The following is a 19,831-nucleotide window of genomic DNA, read 5'->3' as shown; positions in this document are numbered from 1 at the left end:
CCTTGTCACGTCTCCAGGGAGGAGCCGCATGTCCGAATCATCGATCACCCTCGTACGCTTCACTGAAGCCCACATCGCCGGTGTCACCGCGCTCTACAACGATCCGGCGGTGACTCGCCAGGTGCTGCAGATGCCTTTCCAGTCCGCCGAAGTCTGGCGCAAGCGCCTGGCAATGGACGACGAGCGTTTATTGAAACTGGTGGCCCTGCACGAGGGTGAAGTCATCGGCAACCTGGGGCTGGAGCAGTTTTCGCGCGTGCGTCGTGCCCATTGCGGCAGCCTCGGCATGGGCGTGGCTGTCGCCTGGCAGGGCAAGGGTGTGGGCTCGATGTTGCTGGCCGCCGCGCTGGAGGTCGCGGACAACTGGATGAACCTGCGGCGGGTCGAGTTGACGGTGTACGCCGACAACGAAGCGGCCATCGGCCTGTACCGCAAGTTTGGCTTCGAAACCGAAGGCCTGATGCGCGACTATGCCGTGCGTGACGGCCGCTGGGTGGACACCCTGGCCATGGCGCGGCTGCGCTGAAGGACCCAGCGCGCAGGCAAAGAGGGCTTTTACGTACGCCAACGTCTTGAACCTGTCATCATCGCGCTTCGCAGCACTCCCTTAATCGAGGACCGGCCCATGGACGATGTACAGCAATTGGGCGAGATGCTTCGTCACTACGCCGACAGCGAAGCGCACAAGAAACAATTGCACCAGGCCCAGTCGATGGTTTGGGCAGAGCAGATCAAGGCGTTGTACGGGCAAATCGAGCAATGGCTGGCGCCCGTCATGGCGCTCGGCCTGCTGGAATTGAGCCGTGAGACTTATGTGGCGCACGGGCCGAGCGCCCCGGTAGAAACGTCCGGTTTCAAGACTGAAAAACTGACCTTGACCATTACCGGTAAGCCGGTGGAGTTCGTGCCGGAGGTGATGGGCGCGGGCGGGCTGATTTCTTTGTCGATCATGGGCCTGGCCGCGACCCGTCACGGCAGCATTTCCCTGGTTTGCCAACCGCCATCGGTGCAATGGCAATGGCGCCGGACCAACGGGTTGAAGGACCCCGACACGTTTGCGTTCGATGCCAACTTCCTCGCACAACAGTTGCAGAGCCTGATACCGCGCGAGCGCGGCTGAGTCACGCATTCTCAGAGCAGGCAAAAACCTGTCCATTGGCTATACCTGTAGTTCCGGCCCCGCCTCGTGTGGCTTACAGGAGTGACAGCATGAAGTTTTCGTCGATGATCGGCACTGTTTGCATGGCCTCGCTCGCCTTGGCGGGTTGCTCTAGCAAAGTCACCCAGCCGGATGAGTACTCCGGGTTCCTGGGGGATTACAGCCGGCTCAAGGAAGAAAAGTCGCCGTCGGGGGCCGAAGTGATGCGTTGGGTCGATCCGAAGATCGACCCGGGCAAGTACACCAGCCTCTATATCGAGCCGACACAGCTTTACCCCAAGCCGCAGCCGACCGTGAAGATCCCCCAGGCCACGCTGTCGGGTATCACCGCTTATTACGATCAGGCCCTCAAGCGGGAAGCGGGAAAATCCTTGCCCCTGGCGACAGCTCCTGGGCCGGGTGTATTGGTGATGCGGGCGGCCATCACGGCTGTCAGCAGCAAGACCGAAGGCTTGAAACCTTATGAGGTGATCCCGATTGCGCTGGTGGCGGCCGCTGTCAGCACGGCCAGCGGCATTCGCGACCAGGAAACCACCCTGGGCACCGAAGCGGTTTTTCTCGACGGTGGCAACAACGCGGTGGTCGCCCAGGTGGTGCGCAAAGGCACGGGCAAGCCGTTGTCCAACGAATCCCAGGTGATGAAGCCCGATGACGTCAAAGGGGTCATCGATGGTTGGGCGTCGGATTTGCATCAGTCGTTTCTGAAATTCAAGGCTAAATAGCCACCGCCGTTACCTCACGCGCCGGCGTCCAAACCACGACTTTTTATGTCCAACCATAGGTCGCGCAAGCATTTCGTGGTTAACTCCGGCCTCACCATTTTCAAACTGTCAGAAGGAATCCGTTCATGGCTCAAGTCACCCTCAAAGGCAACCCGGTCCAAGTCAACGGCCAGTTGCCACAAGCCGGTTCCAAGGCACCAGCCTTTTCCCTGGTTGCCGGCAATCTGTCGGACGTTTCCCTGAAGGACTTCGCCGGCAAGCGCAAAGTGCTGAACATTTTCCCAAGTGTCGACACGCCGACCTGCGCCACCTCCGTGCGCAAGTTCAATGCCCAGGCCAACGGCCTGACCAACACTGTGGTGCTCTGCATCTCCGCCGACCTGCCGTTTGCCCAGGCGCGTTTCTGCGGCGCCGAAGGCCTGGAAAACGTCCAGAACCTGTCGACCCTGCGCGGTGCCGAGTTCATCCAGGACTACGGCGTGGCAATCGCCGATGGCCCGCTCAAAGGCCTGACCGCCCGTGCCGTGGTGGTGCTGGACGAAAACGACACCGTGCTGCACAGCGAGCTGGTCAAGGAAATCGGTGAAGAGCCGAACTACGACGCTGCGTTGGCCGTTCTGAAATAAGGGATTTATTACAATTGTTAACGGCCTGGCCCTGCCCAGGCCGTTTTCTTTTGTGCGTCAAGGCGTTAGCCGACTATGTGCCAGGTAAGCCCAACGTAAATTGCCGGTAAAGGCGCTTTGCTAAACACCCGCCAGTGCTTATCGTTCAGCCTCCCGTAAAAGAAGTCCACGCGCCCAATGGTTGATCACTCCATGCAATCCTCTGTTTCCCGCAATTCCCGTCGCTGGCTGTTCGGCCTGTTCATCGTATTGGTCGTCGCAGCGCTGGCCTGGAAATTCTGGCCCAGTGGTTCGGCACAGAAGCCTGGGGCAGGGGATAAAGCCGCGGCGGGGCATGTGGGGCGCTCGGGTGGCATGCGGCCAGGGTTTGGTGGGGCGACGGGGCCGATTCCGGTGCGGGTGGCGCCGGCGGTGACCGGGGATTTCCCGCTGTACTTCAAGGCGCTGGGCACGGTCACGGCCCTCAATACGATCAACGTGCGCAGCCGCGTGGGTGGCGAACTGGTCAAGATCGCCTTCGAAGAAGGGCAGATGGTCAAGGCTGGGGACTTGCTGGCCGAGATCGACCCGCGTCCGTACCAGAACGCCTTGCTCCAGGCCGAAGGCACATTGTTGCAGAACCAGGCCCAGCTGAAAAATGCCCAGGTAGACTTTGAGCGGTATCGCGGCCTGTACGCCGAAGACAGTATCGCCAAGCAGACCCTCGACACTGCCGCGGCGCTGGTGGGCCAGTACCAGGGCACGGTCAAGACCAACCAGGCGGCCGTCAACGACGCCAAGCTCAACCTCGAATTCACCAAGATCCGCGCGCCCATCTCCGGGCGGGTCGGCTTGCGGCAACTGGATATCGGCAACCTGGTGGCGGCCAACGACACCACGGCCCTGGCGGTCATCACCCAGACCCAACCCATCAGCGTCGTGTTCACCTTGCCGGAAAACAACCTCGACACAGTGCTCGCCCGTTACCGCAGCGGGGCGAAACTGCCCGTCGAAGCCTGGGACCGGGGCGATGTGAAGCTGCAGGCCAGCGGCGTGCTGCAAAGCCTGGACAACCAGATCGATGTCACCACCGGCACCTTGAAGTTCAAGGCTCGCTACGAGAACCGCGACCAGTCGCTGTTTCCCAACCAGTTCGTCAATGTCCGCCTGCTGGCCGACACCCTCAAAGGCGTGACCCTGGCGCCGACGGCGGCTATTCAGTTCGGCACCAATGGCACCTTCGTCTATGCCCTGGATGGCGACAAGAAGGTCACCATCAAAAAGCTGAAGATCGGCGCCAGCGACGGTGCGAATACCGTGGTCACCGAAGGCTTGGCCGCCGGTGACCGGGTGGTGCTCGAAGGCACCGATCGCTTGAAGGAAGGCAGTGAAGTGGAAGTGGTCAGCGACAGCCAGGAAGTGCCCACCACGCCGACCGAACACCTGCAGGGCAAGTCCGCAGCGGTGCCCGCTGAGCCGGTTGCGGCCGACAAGGCGAAAAAGGGCGGCGCATGAATCTCTCGCGGCTGTTCATCCTTCGCCCGGTCGCCACCACCCTGAGCATGCTGGCGATCATCCTGGCCGGCCTGATCGCCTATCGGCTGCTGCCGGTATCGGCATTGCCCCAGGTCGATTACCCGACCATCCGCGTGATGACCCTGTACCCGGGCGCCAGCCCCGATGTGATGACCAGCGCGGTGACCGCGCCCCTGGAGCGCCAGTTCGGACAGATGCCGGGCCTGACGCAAATGGCCTCCACCAGTTCCGGTGGCGCCTCGGTGATTACCCTGCGCTTCAACCTCGACATCAACATGGACGTCGCCGAGCAGCAGGTGCAGGCCGCGATCAACGCGGCCACCAACCTGCTGCCCAAGGACCTGCCGGCGCCGCCGGTGTACAACAAGGTCAACCCGGCCGACACCCCGGTGCTGACCCTGGCTATCACCTCCAAGACCATGCTGCTGCCCAAGCTCAACGACTTGGTGGACACCCGCATGGCGCAGAAAATCGCCCAGATCAGCGGCGTCGGCATGGTCACCATCGCCGGTGGCCAGCGCCAGGCCGTGCGAATCAAGGTCAATCCCGAGGCCCTGGCGGCCAACGGCCTGAACCTGGCGGACGTGCGCACATTGATCGGCGCTTCCAACGTCAACCAGCCCAAGGGCAACTTCGACGGCCCGACCCGGGTCTCGATGCTCGACGCCAACGACCAGTTGACCTCGCCCAAGGACTACGCCGAACTGATCCTGGCCTACGCCAACGGCGCGCCGTTGCGGCTCAAGGATGTGGCACAGATTGTCGACGGCGCCGAAAACGAACGCCTTGCCGCCTGGGCCAACGAAAACCAGGCCGTGCTGCTGAACATCCAGCGTCAGCCGGGGGCCAACGTCATCGAAGTGGTGGACCGGATCAAGGCCCTGTTGCCGAGCATCACCGACAACCTGCCGGCCGGCCTGGATGTCACCGTGCTGACCGACCGCACCCAGACCATCCGCGCTTCGGTCACCGACGTGCAGCATGAATTGCTGATCGCCATCGTGCTGGTGGTCATGGTGACGTTCCTGTTCCTGCGTCGCGTCAGCGCCACCATCATCCCCTCGGTGGCTGTGCCGTTGTCGCTGATCGGCACCTTCGGCGTGATGTACCTGGCCGGTTTTTCCGTCAATAACCTGACCCTGATGGCCCTGACCATCGCCACCGGTTTCGTGGTGGACGATGCCATCGTCATGCTGGAGAACATCGCTCGCTTCATCGAGGAGGGCGACAGCCCGCTGCAGGCTGCGCTCAAGGGCGCGAAGCAGATTGGCTTCACGCTGATTTCCCTGACGCTGTCGCTGATCGCCGTGTTGATCCCGCTGCTGTTCATGGCCGACGTGGTCGGACGCTTGTTCCGCGAGTTCGCCATCACCCTGGCGGTGGCGATCCTGATTTCCCTGGTGGTGTCCCTGACCCTGACCCCGATGATGTGCGCCCGCTTGCTCAAGCGTGAGCCCAAGGAAGCAGAGCAGGGCCGTTTCTATCGCGCCAGCGGCGCCTGGATCGACTGGTTGATCGCCGCCTACGGACGCAAGTTGCAATGGGTGCTCAAGCACCAACCGCTGACCCTGCTGGTGGCGGTGGGCACCCTGGTGTTGACGGTGGTGCTGTACCTGGCCGTGCCCAAGGGGTTCTTTCCGGTGCAGGACACCGGCGTGATCCAGGGCATTTCCGAGGCGCCACAATCGATCTCCTTTGCCGCCATGAGCGAGCGCCAGCAGCAACTGGCGAAAGTGATCCTGGCGGACCCGGCGGTGGAAAGCCTGTCGTCCTACATCGGCGTGGACGGCGACAACGCCACGCTCAACAGCGGTCGCCTGCTGATCAACCTCAAGCCCCACAGTGAACGGGATGACAGCGCCACCGAGATCATTGCCCGCTTGCAGCCGCAGTTGGATCGGCTGGTGGGCATTCGCCTGTTCATGCAGCCGGTGCAGGACTTGACCATTGAAGACCGGGTCAGCCGCACCCAATACCAGTTCAGCCTGTCATCGCCGGACGCCGAGTTGCTCAGCCTGTGGAGCGGGCGCCTGGTCGAAGCCCTGGCCCAACAGGCGGAGCTGACCGATGTGGCCAGCGACCTGCAGGACAAGGGTTTGCAGGTCTACCTGGTGATCGATCGCGACGCAGCCTCACGCCTGGGCGTCTCGGTGTCGAACATCACCGATGCGCTCTATGACGCCTTCGGCCAGCGGCAGATCTCCACCATCTACACCCAGGCCAGCCAGTACCGCGTGGTGTTGCAGGCCCAGGCCGGGGAACGGATCGGGCCCCAGGCGCTGGACCAGATTCACGTCAAGACCATCGACGGTGGGCAGGTGCGGCTGTCGAGCCTGGCTCGGGTCGAAGAACGCCAGGCGCAACTGGCGATTGCCCACATTGGCCAGTTCCCGGCGGTGATGATGTCGTTCAACCTGGCGCCGGGCGTGGCCCTGGGGCATGCGGTGGACGTGATCGAAAAGGTCCAGCGGGACATCGGCATGCCGGTGGGCGTGCAGACCGAGTTCCAGGGCGCGGCCCAGGCATTCCAGGCGTCACTGTCGAGTACCTTGCTGCTGATCCTGGCGGCGGTGGTGACCATGTACATCGTGCTGGGCGTGTTGTACGAAAGCTACATCCACCCGATCACCATTCTTTCCACCTTGCCCTCGGCGGCCATCGGCGCCTTGCTGGCCTTGATCCTCAGCGGCAATGACCTGGGCATGATCGCGATCATCGGCATCATCCTGCTGATCGGTATCGTCAAGAAAAACGCGATCATGATGATCGACTTCGCCCTCGACGCCGAACGCAACCAGGGCGTCGACCCGCAGACGGCGATCTATCAGGCTGCATTACTGCGCTTCCGCCCGATCCTGATGACCACCCTGGCGGCCTTGTTCGGCGCAATACCGCTGATGTTCGCCACCGGTTCCGGCGCCGAACTGCGCCAGCCCCTGGGCTTGGTGATGGTAGGTGGGTTGTTGGTGAGCCAGGTATTGACGCTGTTCACCACCCCGGTGATCTACCTGTATTTCGATCGATTGGGACGACGGTTTGCCAGGCCGGATGGGAAAGAGGTGCGGGTGTGACGGCGGTGCAGCGCTTTTCGTGGCGAGGGAGCTTGCTCCCGCTGGGCTTTGGGAGCAAAGCTTGCTCGCGAGACAGGCGCCTCGATTCTGCAAGACCGCATCGCGTCCATCGCGGGCAAGCCTTGCTCCCACATAGCGGGAGCAAGCTCCCTCGCCACAAAAGCCCCGCCAATTCTTGCTGCCAGTGGCTTGAAGTCTGGAGCGGCCGTCAATGAACCTCTCCGGCCCCTTCATCCGCCGCCCCGTAGCAACCATGCTCCTGAGCTTCGCCATCATGCTGCTCGGTGGTGTGAGCTTCGGGCTGCTGCCGGTTGCGCCGCTGCCGCAAATGGATTTCCCGGTGATCGTGGTCCAGGCCAACTTGCCAGGGGCCAGCCCCGAGGTGATGGCTTCGACGGTGGCTACGCCCCTGGAGCGTTCCTTCGGCGCCATCGCCGGGGTCAACACCATGAGCAGCCGTTCCAGCCAGGGTTCTACCCGCGTCATCCTGCAATTCGACCTGGACCGTGACATCAACGGTGCCGCCCGGGAAGTGCAGGCGGCCATCAATGCGTCGCGCAACCTGTTGCCCAGCGGCATGCGCAGTATGCCGACCTATAAGAAGGTCAACCCGTCCCAGGCGCCGATCATGGTGCTGTCGCTGACCTCGGATGTGTTGAAAAAAGGCCAGCTCTACGACCTGGCTTCGACCATCCTGTCCCAGAGCCTGTCCCAGGTTTCGGGCGTCGGCGAGGTACAGATCGGCGGCAGCTCGTTGCCGGCGGTGCGCATCGAACTGGAACCACATCTGCTCAACCAGTACGGCGTGGCCCTCGATGATGTGCGCACCGCCGTTGCCGATAGCAACGTGCGCCGGCCCAAGGGGTCGGTGGAGGACGATCGGCGCATGTGGCAGGTCCAGGCCAACGATCAACTGGAGAAGGCCAAGGACTACGAAACGCTGATCATCCGTTACCAGGATGGCTCGGTACTGCGACTCAAGGACGTGGCGAAAGTCACCGACAGCGTCGAGGATCGCTACAACAGCGGTTTCTTCAACAACGATGCCGCCGTGTTGCTGGTGATCAACCGCCAGGCCGGGGCCAACATCATCGAGACGGTCAACGAAATCAAGGCGCAACTGCCGGCGTTACAGGCCGTGCTGCCGGCCAGCGTCAAGCTGAACCTGGCGATGGACCGCTCGCCGGTGATCAAGGCCACCCTGCATGAAGCGGAAATGACCTTGCTGATCGCCGTGGCCCTGGTGGTGCTGGTGGTGTTCCTGTTCCTCGGCAACTTCCGCGCCTCGCTGATCCCGACCCTGGCGGTGCCGGTGTCGCTGGTGGGCACGTTTGCGGTGATGTACCTGTACGGTTTCTCCCTGAACAACCTGTCCTTGATGGCGTTGATCCTCGCGACCGGGTTGGTGGTGGACGATGCCATCGTGGTGCTGGAGAACATTTCCCGGCATATCGACGAAGGCGTCCCCCCTATGACGGCGGCGTACAGGGGGGCTGAAGAGGTGGGTTTCACCTTGCTGTCGATGAACGTCTCGCTGGTGGCGGTGTTCCTGTCGATCCTGTTCATGGGCGGGATCATCGAGAGCCTGTTTCGCGAATTTTCCATCACCCTGGCGGCGTCCATCGTGGTTTCGCTGGTGGTCTCGTTGACCCTCACACCGATGCTTTGTGCCCGTTGGCTCAAGCCTCACGTGCCGGGGCAGGAAAACCGCCTGCAGCGCTGGAGCCAGCGGCTCAATGAGCGGATGGTCCGTGGTTACGCGATCAGCCTGGACTGGGTGCTGCGCCATCGACGCCTGACCTTGTTGAGCCTGCTGGTGACCATCGGCGTGAACGTCGCGTTGTATGTGGTGGTGCCGAAAACCTTCATGCCGCAGCAGGACACCGGCCAGTTGATCGGTTTTGTACGCGGCGACGACGGGCTGTCGTTCAACGTGATGCAGCCGAAAATGGAAATTTTCCGCCGCGCCGTGCTCAAGGACGAGGCGGTGCAAAGCGTCGCGGGTTTCATCGGTGGCAACAACGGTACCAACAACGCCTTCATGCTGGTGCGCCTCAAGCCGATCAAGGAGCGTAATATTTCTGCACAAAAGGTCATCGAGCGCCTTCGTAAAGAAATGCCCAAGGTCCCCGGCGCTCAGTTGATGTTGATGGCCGACCAGGACCTGCAGTTCGGTGGCGGTCGCGAGCAGACCACCTCGCAGTATTCCTACATCCTGCAAAGCGCTGACCTGGCGTCGCTGCGCGCGTGGTATCCCAAGGTCGTGGCGGCCTTGCGGGCCTTGCCGGAACTCACCGCCATCGATGCCCGCGACGGTGGTGGGGCGCAGCAGGTGACGCTGGTGGTGGACCGCGACCAGGCCAAGCGCCTGGGCATCGACATGGACATGGTTACCGCGGTGCTCAACAACGCCTACAGCCAGCGGCAGATCTCGACCATCTACGACAGCCTCAACCAGTACCAGGTGGTGATGGAGGTCAATCCCAAGTATGCCCAGGACCCGAGTACCCTCGAGCAGGTCCAGGTGATCACCGCCGATGGCGCGCGCGTACCGCTGTCGGCCATTGCCCACTACGAGAACAGCCTGGAGGACGACCGGGTCAGCCATGAAGGCCAGTTCGCGTCCGAGGGCATCTCCTTCGACATGGCCGAAGGTGTCACGGTGGAGCAGGGCACTGCGGCCATCGAGCGTGCACTTGCCAAGCTTGGGTTGCCCGAGGATGTCATCGCGAAAATGGCCGGCACCGCCGATGCGTTCGCAGCCACCCAGAAGAGCCAGCCGTTCATGATCCTCGGGGCATTGCTGGCGGTGTACCTGGTGCTGGGTGTGCTCTATGAAAGCTACATCCATCCGTTGACCATCCTGTCTACGTTGCCATCGGCCGGGGTCGGCGCGTTGCTGTCGATCTACGCGCTGGGTGGCGAGTTCAGCCTGATCTCGCTGCTGGGGCTGTTCCTGCTGATCGGCGTGGTGAAGAAAAACGCCATCCTGATGATCGATCTGGCGCTGCAACTCGAACGCGCCGGGCAGACGCCGCTGGAGTCGATCCGCAGCGCTTGCCTGCTGCGATTGCGGCCAATCCTGATGACCACGCTGGCGGCGATCCTTGGCGCCTTGCCGCTGTTGCTCGGTGCTGCCGAGGGCTCGGAAATGCGCCGGCCACTGGGCCTCACCATCATCGGTGGGTTGGTGTTCAGCCAGGTACTGACGCTCTACACCACCCCGGTGGTTTACCTCTATCTCGACAAACTGCGCCATCGCTTCAATCGCTGGCGCGGCGTGCGCACTGATGCTGCCCTGGAAACTCCGCTATGACCGACCGTTCGCCTTTCAATCTTGTCGCAACACTGGCGACTGCCCGTGGCTCGCGGGTGCTGAGCCTGGTGCTGTGCGTGGCAATGCTCAGTGCCTGTGCCGTCGGCCCGGATTATCAACGTCCCCAGGCCGCCGCCCCGGTGCAATACAAGGAGGCCCAGGGCTGGCGCCAGGCCAACCCCAGCGATGCGTTGGCCAGGGGCGCCTGGTGGGAGCTGTACGGCGATGCGCAACTCAATGGCCTGGTGGACCAGCTCAATGCGTCCAACCAGACCGTGGCCCAGGCCGACGCCCAGTACCGGCAGGCCCGGGCACTGGTGCGCAACGCCCGTGGCGCATTTTTCCCCACCGTGGACCTGACCGTTGGCAAGACCCGCTCCAGCCAGGGCACCGGCAGCAGCAGTTCGAGCCTGAGCAGTTCGTCCAGCGGCATTCGCGATACCTATAACGCCCAGGCCGGCGTCAGCTGGGAGGCGGATGTATGGGGCAAGTTGCGCCGCACCCTGGAAGCCGACGAGGCGAGCGCGCAAGCCAGTTTTGCCGACCTGGCGGCGATGCGCCTGAGCCAGCAATCGGAACTGGTGCAGAACTACTTGCAGTTGCGGGTGATCGATGAACAGAAGCGCCTGTTGCAGACCACCGTCGACAACTATCAGCGCTCCCTGAAAATGACCGAAAACCAGTACCGCGCCGGGGTGTCCGGCAAGGACGCGGTGGCCCAGGCGCAAAACCAGCTCAAGACCACCCAGGGCGACCTGATCGACCTGATCTGGCAACGGGCCCAGTTTGAAAACGCCATTGCCGTGCTGGTCGGCCTGCCGCCGGCCGAGTTCAACCTGGCCGAGACCCAGGACATCCCGTCGCTGCCGCAGATCCCGGTGGCGCTGCCGTCGCAACTGCTCGAACGCCGGCCGGATATCGCCTCGGCAGAACGCTCGGTGATGGCCGCCAACGCCAACATCGGGGTCGCCAAGGCCGCGTATTACCCAGACCTGACCCTGAGCCTCAGTGGCGGCTACAGCAGCAGTACCTACGACAACTGGGTGAGCGTGCCGAACCGCTTCTGGTCGGTAGGGCCACAACTGGCGATGACGCTGTTCGATGGCGGCCAGCGTTCGGCAGAGGTCGACCGTACTGTCGCAGCCTACGACCAGACCGTCGCCACCTATCGCCAGACCGTGCTCGACGGCTTGCGCGAGGTGGAAAACTACATGATCCAGCTCAAGGTGCTGGAAGACGAAGCCCGCGTACGCCAGGAAGCCCTGGACGCCGCCCGGGAATCCCTGCGCTTGACGCAGAACCAGTACAAGGCAGGGTTGATTGCCTACCTCGACGTGGTGACCGTCCAGGCCACGGCCTTGAGCAATGAGCGCAGTGTGCTGAGCCTGCAGCAGAGTCGATTGATTGCCAGCGTGCAGTTGATTGCGGCGCTGGGGGGTGGTTGGGACGGGCAACTGCAGGCGAGCGAACAAGCTCCAGCGGACTGATACCCACCACTGTCCCTGTGGGAGCGAGCTTGCTCGCGATAGCGGTGGGTCAGCTTGCAGAAATGTTGACTGAGCTGGCCCCATCGCGAGCAAGCTCGCTCCCACAATGGCTTGCGGTGAGGCCAGTCCCGCTTTTGGCCGATGCACTGCCTACGTCCTGTCGCGCTGGCTTGTTATAGTTCAAGCCTCTTTTCAGCCGGTAAAGGATCACTGCCATGTCGCAATACCAAGCGTTCAACGTCGAACTTGCAGACAACATTGCCCATGTGCAGATCAATCGCCCGGAAAAGATCAATTCGATGAACGCCGCGTTCTGGAGCGAGATCATCGAGATCTTCCAATGGATCGACGACACCGATGCTGCACGGGTGGTGGTGCTGAGCGGCGCCGGCAAGCATTTTTCCTCGGGGATCGACCTGATGATGCTGGCGGGCGTGGCCAACGAGCTGGGCAAGGACGTAGGGCGCAATGCACGCCTGCTGCGGCGCAAGATCCTGCAACTGCAAGCCTCGTTCAACGCCGTGGACAACTGCCGCAAACCCGTGCTCGCGGCGATCCAGGGCTACTGCCTGGGCGGGGCCATCGACCTGATTGCCGCCTGCGACATGCGTTACGCGGCCGAGGACGCCCAGTTCTCCATCAAGGAGATCGATATCGGCATGGCCGCCGATGTTGGCACACTGCAACGCTTGCCCCGGATCATCGGGGACGGCATGCTGCGTGAACTCGCTTATACGGGGCGCACCTTCGGTGCCGACGAAGCGCGCAGCATCGGCCTGGTCAATCGTGTCTACAGCGACACCGCCAGCCTGCTCGACGGCGTGATGGGCATTGCCCGGGAAATCGCCGCCAAGTCGCCGATTGCCGTGACCGGTACCAAGGAAATGATCAGCTACATGCGCGACCACCGCATCGACGACGGCTTGGAATACGTCGCCACCTGGAACGCCGCCATGTTGCAATCGACCGACCTGCGCGTGGCCATGGCCGCCCATATGAGCAAACAGAAACCTGAATTTCAGGATTGATTGACCATGATTTCACGCTGGACCACCGCAGTACTCGATACCGCTCTTGCTGGCGGCTGGGCCGTTGCCCGTAGCCCTGAGGGCTTTCTGTTCGATGACAACGGCGCGCTGTTTCCCCGCGAATGGCTCAAGCGCCAAGACCTGTCGATTCTCGCCGAGCACGGCATCGGTCACCTGGATGGCGAGCCGGTCTACCTGCTGGAATTGCACAGCTCGCTGGACATCCCAGGCTGTAACTGGAAAGGCCTGCGGGCGTTCATGCTCGAGGATGACCACACACTCTACAAAGTGTTGGGCTATGCCGCGCAGATCGGCACCTGGGCCCGGGAGCATCGCTTCTGTGGCAGTTGCGGCAAGCGCATGAGCCAGATTCCGTTGGAACGGGCCATGTATTGCGACGCCTGTGAGCTGCGGCACTATCCGCGGATTTCACCGAGCATGATCGTGTTGATTACCCGCGGCGACGAAGTCCTGCTGGCCCGTTCGCCGCGTTTCGTCCCGGGCGTCTACAGCACCCTGGCGGGGTTTGCCGAGCCTGGCGAGTCGGCTGAGGATTGCCTGGTGCGCGAGGTTCGCGAAGAAGTCAGCATCGAGGTGAAGAACATCCAGTACATGGGCAGCCAGTGCTGGCCGTTCCCCCATTCGATGATGCTCGGTTTCCACGCTGAATATGCCGGTGGCGACATTGTGCCCCAGGAAGATGAAATCGAGGACGCCCAGTGGTTCAACGTCCATGACCTGCCACCGTTGCCGGCTTCGCGCTCCATCGCCCGCTACCTGATCGACCTGTATGTGGCGCGGCGCTTAGGCCACGCTGAACCAGTGCTGCCAGGCTAGGCGCACGGTCAAGCCCAGCACCACGGTGATGAACACCGGTCGGATGAACTTCGCACCGCCGCTGATGGCGGTGCGAGCGCCGAAGAACGCGCCGATCATCACCGACAGGCCCATGCTCAGGCCGATGACCCAGTCCACTTGCCCGGAAAAGATGAACACCGACAGCGCCGCGATGTTGCTGACGAAGTTCATGCTGCGGGCCACACCGCTGGCCTTGACCAGGTCGATGGGGTAGAGCAGCAGGCTGCTCACCGTCCAGAACGCCCCCGTACCCGGCCCGGCCACGCCGTCATAAAAACCCAGGCTAAAGCCTTGGGGCGACTGCCATGTCTTCTTGATCGGTGCGTCGCTGTCCAGTGGTGCCTTGGGCGTGCCGCCGAACAACAGGTACAAACCGCAGGCGAAGACGATCACCGGCAGCATCTTGTTCAGCCACTCGGCGGGCAAGTAATGGGCGACGATGGCGCCGGTCAGGGCCCCGACCAGGGTGCCGACGAGGGCATGAGTCCACTGCCTTGGGTGGAACAGCTTGCGCTTGTAGAAGGTGAAGCTGGCCGTCGCCGAGCCGAAGGTCGAACTGAGTTTGTTGGTCCCCAGGACCAGATGAGGCGGCAAGCCTGCCGTCAGCAGGGCTGGCGTGGTCAGCAACCCACCGCCACCGGCAATGGCATCGATGAAACCGGCAATGAAGGCGACAACAGCAAGGATAGCGAGGGTAGTGAGGTCAACGCTGAGTTCAAAAGGCATGGAATAGGCTTATTTAGCAGGTCGCAGAAGGGCTGCGGGGAAGGCCGGTATGTTACCCATAATGGTGCAGGGCTGCGACAGCCTCTAGGATCGGCGACATTCCCGTGGCGAGGGAGCTTGCTCCCGCTGGGCTGCGCAGCAGCCCCAAAAGCCTTCCACCCGCCACCTGACAGCCGAATGTGTTTGTCTGGCGGAAGCTGGGCCGCTGGACGATTTTTTTTTGAAATCAAGGGGTTGTCAGCCTAGGCAAATGAGTACATAATTGCGCCCATCGAACGCACTGAGACGTAAAAAATCTCAATGTTTTCAAGGAGATAGCGGCACCTAGATGCCCTGTATCCTGATCAGGTTTGTACCGCGGTTGATGTAGCAGCATCGCATCAAGCGTTCTGAGGCCGAATAGCAAAATGGTTATGCAGTGGATTGCAAATCCACCTACGCCGGTTCGATTCCGACTTCGGCCTCCACTTTTAAAAAGCTCTGTAGATCTATGATTTACGGAGCTTTTTTATTTGCGAAGCATTGAAAGCTTTTGTCTTGAAAAGGACATGAGCTACCTTGCTTCGCAGGGGAGGGATGTATATATTCCCCCTCTTGCTGCACCAGCCAGCACATCGGTCATTGGATTTTGCCGATGTTTCCATGGCTAACCGCGCTACCGCCCGAATGGCGAAACTGGTAGACGCATGGGACTTAAAATCCCCCGCTCGTAAGGGCGTGCCGGTTCGATTCCGGCTTCGGGCACCATCTAAAATCAAGGGTTTGCGGGCGAAAGCTAATGCAAACCCTTGTTCGTTTCTGCTTCTGGAAATTGCTGCGGAAATGGAGTCCAAGCCTGCGGGTATTTTCAAGCGCAAGCCTCTACACTGGGTGTCGAGATCCTTTAACCATGGAGAGGTAACGAGTGAAAACAATCGCAACGATGAGTCTATTGGCCTTGATGAGCAGCAGCGCTGACGCCGGGGAGACAACCTCCGTTGATGGGAAAACGCTGGCCGTGAACTTTGGCGAGCCGACCGTCAAGCAGGTTCTGCACTATCGGAAAATGTACGATAAGAAGCCTTTTCCCGATGCGGAAATTTATTACTACAGCAACGGTTTGTACAAGATCATCTCTCAGGGAGAAAACCATTACGGTGTCTACGTCTTGCAGGGCCAACACACCGACGAGACATACACCGTGAAGTTCATCTCCCTGCCTTCCCCGGACTGGGGAAATAAAACGGCGTATCACCAGCTCACCTTTATTCGAGGTGATGCACAAAACGTATTTATCCAGAACGCAATTGTCGACACTGGCGAGGCGATAGCCCAGCAGAATGGGACCTATACGCAGGAAAAAAATACTGTGGTGAATCCGATCAGTACTGCCTGGCAGAAGAAGTGAGCCCGTTGTCCCCAGCGGTTTGAGGGCAGACTTTTGATCATCTAATTTTTATAAAACAATGGGTTGCATGATATTCCTCATGCAACCTGTTTGATGCTGACCGTCGGTGCCGGCGCCTTACAACCGCCGCCGAAACGCCTCGAGAATGTCCCGCGTCCCCTTTTTCATTTGCAGTTGGGCAATGGCGTCCAGCGGGTGCCAGAGGCAATCGCTGATTTCATTCTGTGGCTTGGCCGCCGTCGAGTCGCTGACCGATGCTTCGAACACATGATGTTCGGTCTGCCCGTCACTGATTCGCATCAAGTAGAGCAGGTTCTCGACGTCCAGGCCGGTTTCCTCTGCCAACTCCCGGATGGCTGCCCCTGCATGGGTTTCGCCGCGCTCGACGGTACCGCCTGGCAACGCCCAGCGGCTATTGGCTTTGCGAACCAGGAGGATGTGGCGATTTTCCTCGCAGATGACGGTCGCTCGAATTTTCATGGAGGTGCTCGATCTGTGACTGTCATTAAAGTGAAATATAACTGCAATATTTGCGCCTGGCATTAGCTGCTTCGTTCAAATGTCGAGTTTTTCAAGGTCTTATCCACTACGACCGCGACGGAACGGGAAACACTGAGCTTATTTGTGCCTGTCATCGCTTCACTCAATCTCTCCGACCGCTAGCACTAGGTTTTCGACCGGTTATCGCCTCAAATGAATCAGCTTCAAAAAAATGAATCCATGTTGGGTGCATTGGCCGGCCCCGATAGGGGAAGGAAGCGAGAAATGACCACCGTTGAAGACTTCAAGCTCAAATCCCATGAGCTCCTGGTAGAGCTCGATACGGCGACATCGGAAATGATGAAGCTCATATGTGTTCATCAAATGAGCGGATCGACCTGGGATGAGGCGGTCCAGCGTCAACATGAGGCCTATGAGCAATGGGTCGCTTATCTGAACGAGCGGGGATAGCTGCCAATGCGCGTCCCGAAGGTGCAAATTCTTTGAACGGCGCCTCAACGGCTCTGCCTAATCCTTGAACCGACAAGAGGATTAGGCCATGTCTGAATTAGCCAGTTATTTCTGGATCGCTGTTGCGGTGCTTTTGCTGCTCGTCGATTTGTGGGCGATCGTCAGTGTCTTTCGAAGCGACAAGTCGGTCGGGACCAAGGCGGGCTGGGCCCTGCTGCTGATCGTTTTGCCAGTGCTGGGCCTGGTCATCTGGGGCGTAGCCGGGCCTCGCGGAGTCAAGGAAGGTCCGTCATCGCCAGAGCACAGCAAGGGCTAGCCGAGAAGCGGCTGTGGGAGCCACCTCACCGGTTTATCCAATTGCCGCCGGTGGTTTCGCAGTCTTCCTGGGCCTGCTGCAACTGCTCGACGCCGTAGTAGTACCACGTCACTTTTGCATTATCGGGAAGGGTGGCCGACCCACCGCGCTTGTCCTTGCTGGTTGCGTGCGGGTTGGCCAACGCTTCCTGGGTCGGCTTCGCCTGGCATGTCGCCACGTATCCCTCGGCACAACGCTCGACTTTACGCTTTTGGGTCGTGAGCGTTCCCTTGCTTTCATTGCTGCAAGACCAATCGAGGGTTTCGGCGGGCATGCCTTTATATTCGTAGCAACTGTGGCTTTCGATCACTGGAACTGCCTGGCTCTGGGACCGTGTGATGACGTCGCAGCCTTGGGCCAAGGCGGCGGCGGGGCTCGCGCAAACGATCAATAGCAGGATTCTGGCATTCATGAGTTTCTCCCTTTGCGGATTCTGCACCGGTGCCTATCAATTTCGAGGTGCAAAAAAAGCCCACGTTCCATCAGTTTTCCAACCGGTAGAACTCAGGGAGAAACGGGGCTGGCGCAGCGCGTCAGCGAAACTTGGGTAGAGGGGGTTCAGCAGGCTTGAGCGACGTCAGCGCGCTCTGGATCGACGGAGCGTCCTTGTCGATGTCGTTGAGCCGGTCCCGGATGCGCACTGCGGTGGGATGCCCACCTTGGTGGTCGACCCAGTCGGCGATTTCCTTGCAGGCTGCCGTGAGCCTGGCCTGACGCGATTCGAGCAAGGTGAGCAGGGTGGTGATGGACTCTTTTTCGGACATGTCACACCTCCATTCAGGGGTTGATGAGGCAGCACAAAACCCGCCAGGGGGGCGGGCTGCGCCGTGGTTTAAGCGTAGTTGAGTTATTTCAGGTCCGTCGAAGAATCCGGCGTCCGGCTAGACAGCCGGCGTGCCGGAAACAATCCCTGTGTTGTCAGCTGGACTCCTTGACCCAGGACGGCGTGACGCTCGCCCGCCAGCGCACGTCGGTAATACCGTATTTCTCAGCAAGGGGCTTGGAGACCCGCTTGACCTTTTCTCTCCCGAATTTCGGTATGCGCCCGACCCCTGCGTCGCAACTGGCCCAATGCCAAGCCTCGGAGTTATTCATCACTTCTGCGCGAATAATGAATGACTTGGGTTCGCCATGGAGTATGTAGTCGATGATGTAAAGCGATGGCCCGCCCATAAATCCTCCCTAATTAGTCCTATACGGATGGATACAAAGGCATTCGGAAAATTCCATCGAATTTCCAGACGGTCAAATTAATTCCGCCCAGGCTCATGCATCGAGCAGCAGCAAAACAGTCGGAACTCGCGGCAAGGAACCAAACCCGGTTACCCTTCTCCAAGATGAGCTTCAACACCATGGGCCAGGGATCAAAGGCGACGCAGTGCGGCATCAACAAAAGGCAAAACATGAAAAACATCGCCAGGGTGCTGTTCATCGCAGCCCTCGCCATCGGTTTGTCGGGCTGCATTGGCGCCCCCATCGAACTGACGCCGCAAACCGAGCAACGCTTGCGCGAACAACCCCCGATCCGTTTCCTGCTGACATTCGATGATGGGCCCAGCGCCTCGTCTATCTGGAACCCTAGCCTGGAGGTGCTCGACGCACTGGCAGACAATCCGGTACAGCCCGGCATCAAGGCGGTGTTTTTCCTGCAGACCCGCGCACCACGGGCCGGTGGCAGTGATATTGGCCGCTCGGTAATGCGCCGTGAACAGCAGGAAGGTCATGTGCTGGCCTTTCATACGGCAACCTACTGGCACACCAATCACCGGTCGCTGAGCCCTGATGAGCTGGAGCAATCGCTCAGCAATGGCGGGAGCGATATCGCCGCCATTAGCGGCGCGGCACCGATCTTGGTGAGGCCGCCATTCTGGAGCTTCGACAAGCGCACCGCGGCCGCCTACCGACAACATGGCCTGCACATTCTGTTGACCGACTTGAGCGCAAATGACGGCAAAGTCTGGGGCATCACCATGAGCCCGCGGCGGCGGATCAACCTGACCCGGCAACTTTCCGAAGTGCGCGAGCGCATCGCCGTCGGGCAACTGCCAGCGGTGGACGGAGTGATTCCGGTGGTGGTGACGTTTCACGACATCAATCGTTATACCGCCCGGCATGCTCGCGAATACCTGCAAATCCTGCTCGACAGTGCCAAGGCTACCGGCGTGAGGACCGACGCCAAGCCATTCTATGATGACCACCAGGCGCTGGAGCGAGCAGCCTTGGCGCGGACAGTCGATCACAGCACCGAGCCCGTGCATTTGCCGGGGCTGTGGGACTGGTTGTGGGATTCGGACTCCCACTGAGGGCGCCACGAATGCGGCGGGTGTCGCGACATTCGGTTGGTCGCCCGGCGCAATCCGCGTGTATGGTAGGCCGTGCACCCTTGGTTAAAGTCGGAGGTGACCAATGAGTACTGCGATGCTGACGAAAATGCACATCAACGGTTATGACGTGCTTAGCGTAAACAGCGGCCCGTGGAGGGTCTGCACCCAGGCTGACCGGTTGGGTTCCTTTGCTTCCCGTGAGGAAGCGCTGGCCTACGCCGCCGCGTTGCCGACCCGAAGGGCCCGTAGCGGCCGGCCTGTAAATACGAAATAGATGGGGCCGGTACAGCCAGCCTCTTGGTGACA

20 protein-coding genes and 2 tRNA genes are annotated in these 19,831 nt (G+C 60.8%); 17 read left to right on the top strand and 5 right to left on the bottom strand.

Going from position 1 to position 19,831, the window contains the following annotated elements; all coding sequences use genetic code 11:
* Nucleotides 1-28 precede the first annotated feature (28 nt).
* The 10 genes from AB4Z20_RS23080 (at nucleotide 29) to nudC (ending at nucleotide 13,761) form a co-directional block, all read left to right on the top strand.
* Nucleotides 29-526, top strand: coding sequence for a GNAT family N-acetyltransferase (locus AB4Z20_RS23080; protein ID WP_214512846.1), 498 nt, complete (start codon nucleotides 29-31; stop codon nucleotides 524-526).
* A 99-nt stretch (nucleotides 527-625) separates the two neighbouring features.
* Nucleotides 626-1,120 carry a hypothetical protein gene (locus tag AB4Z20_RS23075; protein WP_253474628.1) on the top strand — a complete coding sequence of 165 codons (495 nt, stop codon included), beginning with the start codon at nucleotides 626-628 and terminating at the stop codon, nucleotides 1,118-1,120.
* An 89-nt stretch (nucleotides 1,121-1,209) separates the two neighbouring features.
* Nucleotides 1,210-1,881, top strand: coding sequence for a DUF3313 domain-containing protein (locus tag AB4Z20_RS23070; protein ID WP_258691166.1), 672 nt, complete (start codon nucleotides 1,210-1,212; stop codon nucleotides 1,879-1,881).
* Nucleotides 1,882-2,006: 125 nt separating this feature from the next.
* Nucleotides 2,007-2,507, top strand: coding sequence for a thiol peroxidase (gene tpx / locus AB4Z20_RS23065; protein ID WP_013693326.1), 501 nt, complete (start codon nucleotides 2,007-2,009; stop codon nucleotides 2,505-2,507).
* A gap of 177 nt (nucleotides 2,508-2,684) precedes the next feature.
* Nucleotides 2,685-4,001, top strand: a complete 1,317-nt coding sequence (locus tag AB4Z20_RS23060) for an MdtA/MuxA family multidrug efflux RND transporter periplasmic adaptor subunit (protein ID WP_442090662.1) — start codon at nucleotides 2,685-2,687, stop codon at nucleotides 3,999-4,001.
* Entirely contained in the window at nucleotides 3,998-7,093 is a 3,096-nt protein-coding gene (locus tag AB4Z20_RS23055) for an MdtB/MuxB family multidrug efflux RND transporter permease subunit (RefSeq protein WP_442090661.1), read from the top strand. The genes AB4Z20_RS23060 and AB4Z20_RS23055 overlap by 4 nt, the downstream gene beginning before the upstream one ends.
* Nucleotides 7,094-7,304: 211 nt before the next feature.
* The gene (locus AB4Z20_RS23050; RefSeq protein ID WP_442090660.1) at nucleotides 7,305-10,409 is read left to right on the top strand and encodes an efflux RND transporter permease subunit; all 3,105 of its coding nucleotides are present in this window, start codon (nucleotides 7,305-7,307) and stop codon (nucleotides 10,407-10,409) included.
* Complete coding sequence (locus AB4Z20_RS23045) at nucleotides 10,406-11,896, top strand: efflux transporter outer membrane subunit (RefSeq protein WP_258691169.1); 1,491 nt, start codon at nucleotides 10,406-10,408, stop codon at nucleotides 11,894-11,896. Before AB4Z20_RS23050 ends, AB4Z20_RS23045 begins: the two co-directional genes overlap by 4 nt.
* A gap of 215 nt (nucleotides 11,897-12,111) precedes the next feature.
* Nucleotides 12,112-12,924 (top strand): crotonase/enoyl-CoA hydratase family protein, encoded by an 813-nt coding sequence (locus AB4Z20_RS23040; RefSeq protein ID WP_003201737.1) that lies wholly within the window; start codon nucleotides 12,112-12,114, stop codon nucleotides 12,922-12,924.
* 6 nt (nucleotides 12,925-12,930) lie between these two features.
* Nucleotides 12,931-13,761: an NAD(+) diphosphatase gene (gene nudC / locus AB4Z20_RS23035; protein WP_214512840.1), complete on the top strand. Its 831-nt coding sequence runs from the start codon at nucleotides 12,931-12,933 to the stop codon at nucleotides 13,759-13,761.
* On the opposite strand, the gene AB4Z20_RS23030 is transcribed toward nudC, so the two are convergent.
* Nucleotides 13,729-14,508: a TSUP family transporter gene (locus tag AB4Z20_RS23030; protein ID WP_092143641.1), complete on the bottom strand. Its 780-nt coding sequence runs from the start codon at nucleotides 14,506-14,508 to the stop codon at nucleotides 13,729-13,731. The genes nudC and AB4Z20_RS23030 overlap by 33 nt on opposite strands.
* Before the next feature lie 393 nt (nucleotides 14,509-14,901).
* Between AB4Z20_RS23030 and AB4Z20_RS23025 the strand changes: the two genes are divergently transcribed.
* The 3 genes from AB4Z20_RS23025 to AB4Z20_RS23015 all read left to right on the top strand — a co-directional run bounded on the left by AB4Z20_RS23025 (nucleotide 14,902) and on the right by AB4Z20_RS23015 (nucleotide 15,895).
* Nucleotides 14,902-14,975, top strand: a tRNA-Cys gene (locus AB4Z20_RS23025).
* A gap of 193 nt (nucleotides 14,976-15,168) precedes the next feature.
* Nucleotides 15,169-15,255: transfer RNA gene (locus AB4Z20_RS23020), tRNA-Leu, on the top strand.
* 193 nt (nucleotides 15,256-15,448) lie between these two features.
* Complete coding sequence (locus tag AB4Z20_RS23015) at nucleotides 15,449-15,895, top strand: hypothetical protein (protein WP_413817780.1); 447 nt, start codon at nucleotides 15,449-15,451, stop codon at nucleotides 15,893-15,895.
* Between the two features lie 117 nt (nucleotides 15,896-16,012).
* On the opposite strand, the gene AB4Z20_RS23010 is transcribed toward AB4Z20_RS23015, so the two are convergent.
* Nucleotides 16,013-16,375, bottom strand: coding sequence for an NUDIX hydrolase (locus AB4Z20_RS23010; protein ID WP_003201745.1), 363 nt, complete (start codon nucleotides 16,373-16,375; stop codon nucleotides 16,013-16,015).
* Nucleotides 16,376-16,660: 285 nt separating this feature from the next.
* Between AB4Z20_RS23010 and AB4Z20_RS23005 the strand changes: the two genes are divergently transcribed.
* Both AB4Z20_RS23005 and AB4Z20_RS23000 read left to right on the top strand, forming a co-directional pair.
* Complete coding sequence (locus AB4Z20_RS23005; RefSeq protein ID WP_253474650.1) at nucleotides 16,661-16,846, top strand: hypothetical protein; 186 nt, start codon at nucleotides 16,661-16,663, stop codon at nucleotides 16,844-16,846.
* 88 nt (nucleotides 16,847-16,934) lie between these two features.
* Complete coding sequence (locus AB4Z20_RS23000) at nucleotides 16,935-17,162, top strand: PLD nuclease N-terminal domain-containing protein (RefSeq protein ID WP_003201749.1); 228 nt, start codon at nucleotides 16,935-16,937, stop codon at nucleotides 17,160-17,162.
* A gap of 25 nt (nucleotides 17,163-17,187) precedes the next feature.
* Here the strand turns inward: AB4Z20_RS23000 and AB4Z20_RS22995 are convergent, their stop codons facing one another.
* The 3 genes from AB4Z20_RS22995 to AB4Z20_RS22985 form a co-directional block, all read right to left on the bottom strand.
* Nucleotides 17,188-17,613: a hypothetical protein gene (locus tag AB4Z20_RS22995; RefSeq protein ID WP_253474653.1), complete on the bottom strand. Its 426-nt coding sequence runs from the start codon at nucleotides 17,611-17,613 to the stop codon at nucleotides 17,188-17,190.
* A 121-nt stretch (nucleotides 17,614-17,734) separates the two neighbouring features.
* Nucleotides 17,735-17,965, bottom strand: coding sequence for a hypothetical protein (locus AB4Z20_RS22990; protein WP_003201752.1), 231 nt, complete (start codon nucleotides 17,963-17,965; stop codon nucleotides 17,735-17,737).
* A gap of 154 nt (nucleotides 17,966-18,119) precedes the next feature.
* A complete protein-coding gene (locus AB4Z20_RS22985; protein WP_003201754.1) occupies nucleotides 18,120-18,374 on the bottom strand; it encodes a DUF6555 family protein in 255 nt (84 codons plus the stop codon).
* Between the two features lie 230 nt (nucleotides 18,375-18,604).
* Between AB4Z20_RS22985 and AB4Z20_RS22980 the strand changes: the two genes are divergently transcribed.
* Nucleotides 18,605-19,504: a polysaccharide deacetylase family protein gene (locus tag AB4Z20_RS22980; RefSeq protein WP_253474656.1), complete on the top strand. Its 900-nt coding sequence runs from the start codon at nucleotides 18,605-18,607 to the stop codon at nucleotides 19,502-19,504.
* Nucleotides 19,505-19,607: 103 nt separating this feature from the next.
* Nucleotides 19,608-19,799 carry a hypothetical protein gene (locus tag AB4Z20_RS22975; protein ID WP_013693334.1) on the top strand — a complete coding sequence of 64 codons (192 nt, stop codon included), beginning with the start codon at nucleotides 19,608-19,610 and terminating at the stop codon, nucleotides 19,797-19,799.
* The last annotated feature ends 32 nt before the right edge of the window (nucleotides 19,800-19,831 follow it).

The organism is Pseudomonas sp. KB_12 (assembly GCF_052114545.1).
Lineage (GTDB): Bacteria > Pseudomonadota > Gammaproteobacteria > Pseudomonadales > Pseudomonadaceae > Aquipseudomonas > Aquipseudomonas brassicacearum.
Note: the sequence above shows the minus strand (reverse complement) of the source record. Positions and strands in the feature narration are given on the sequence as shown.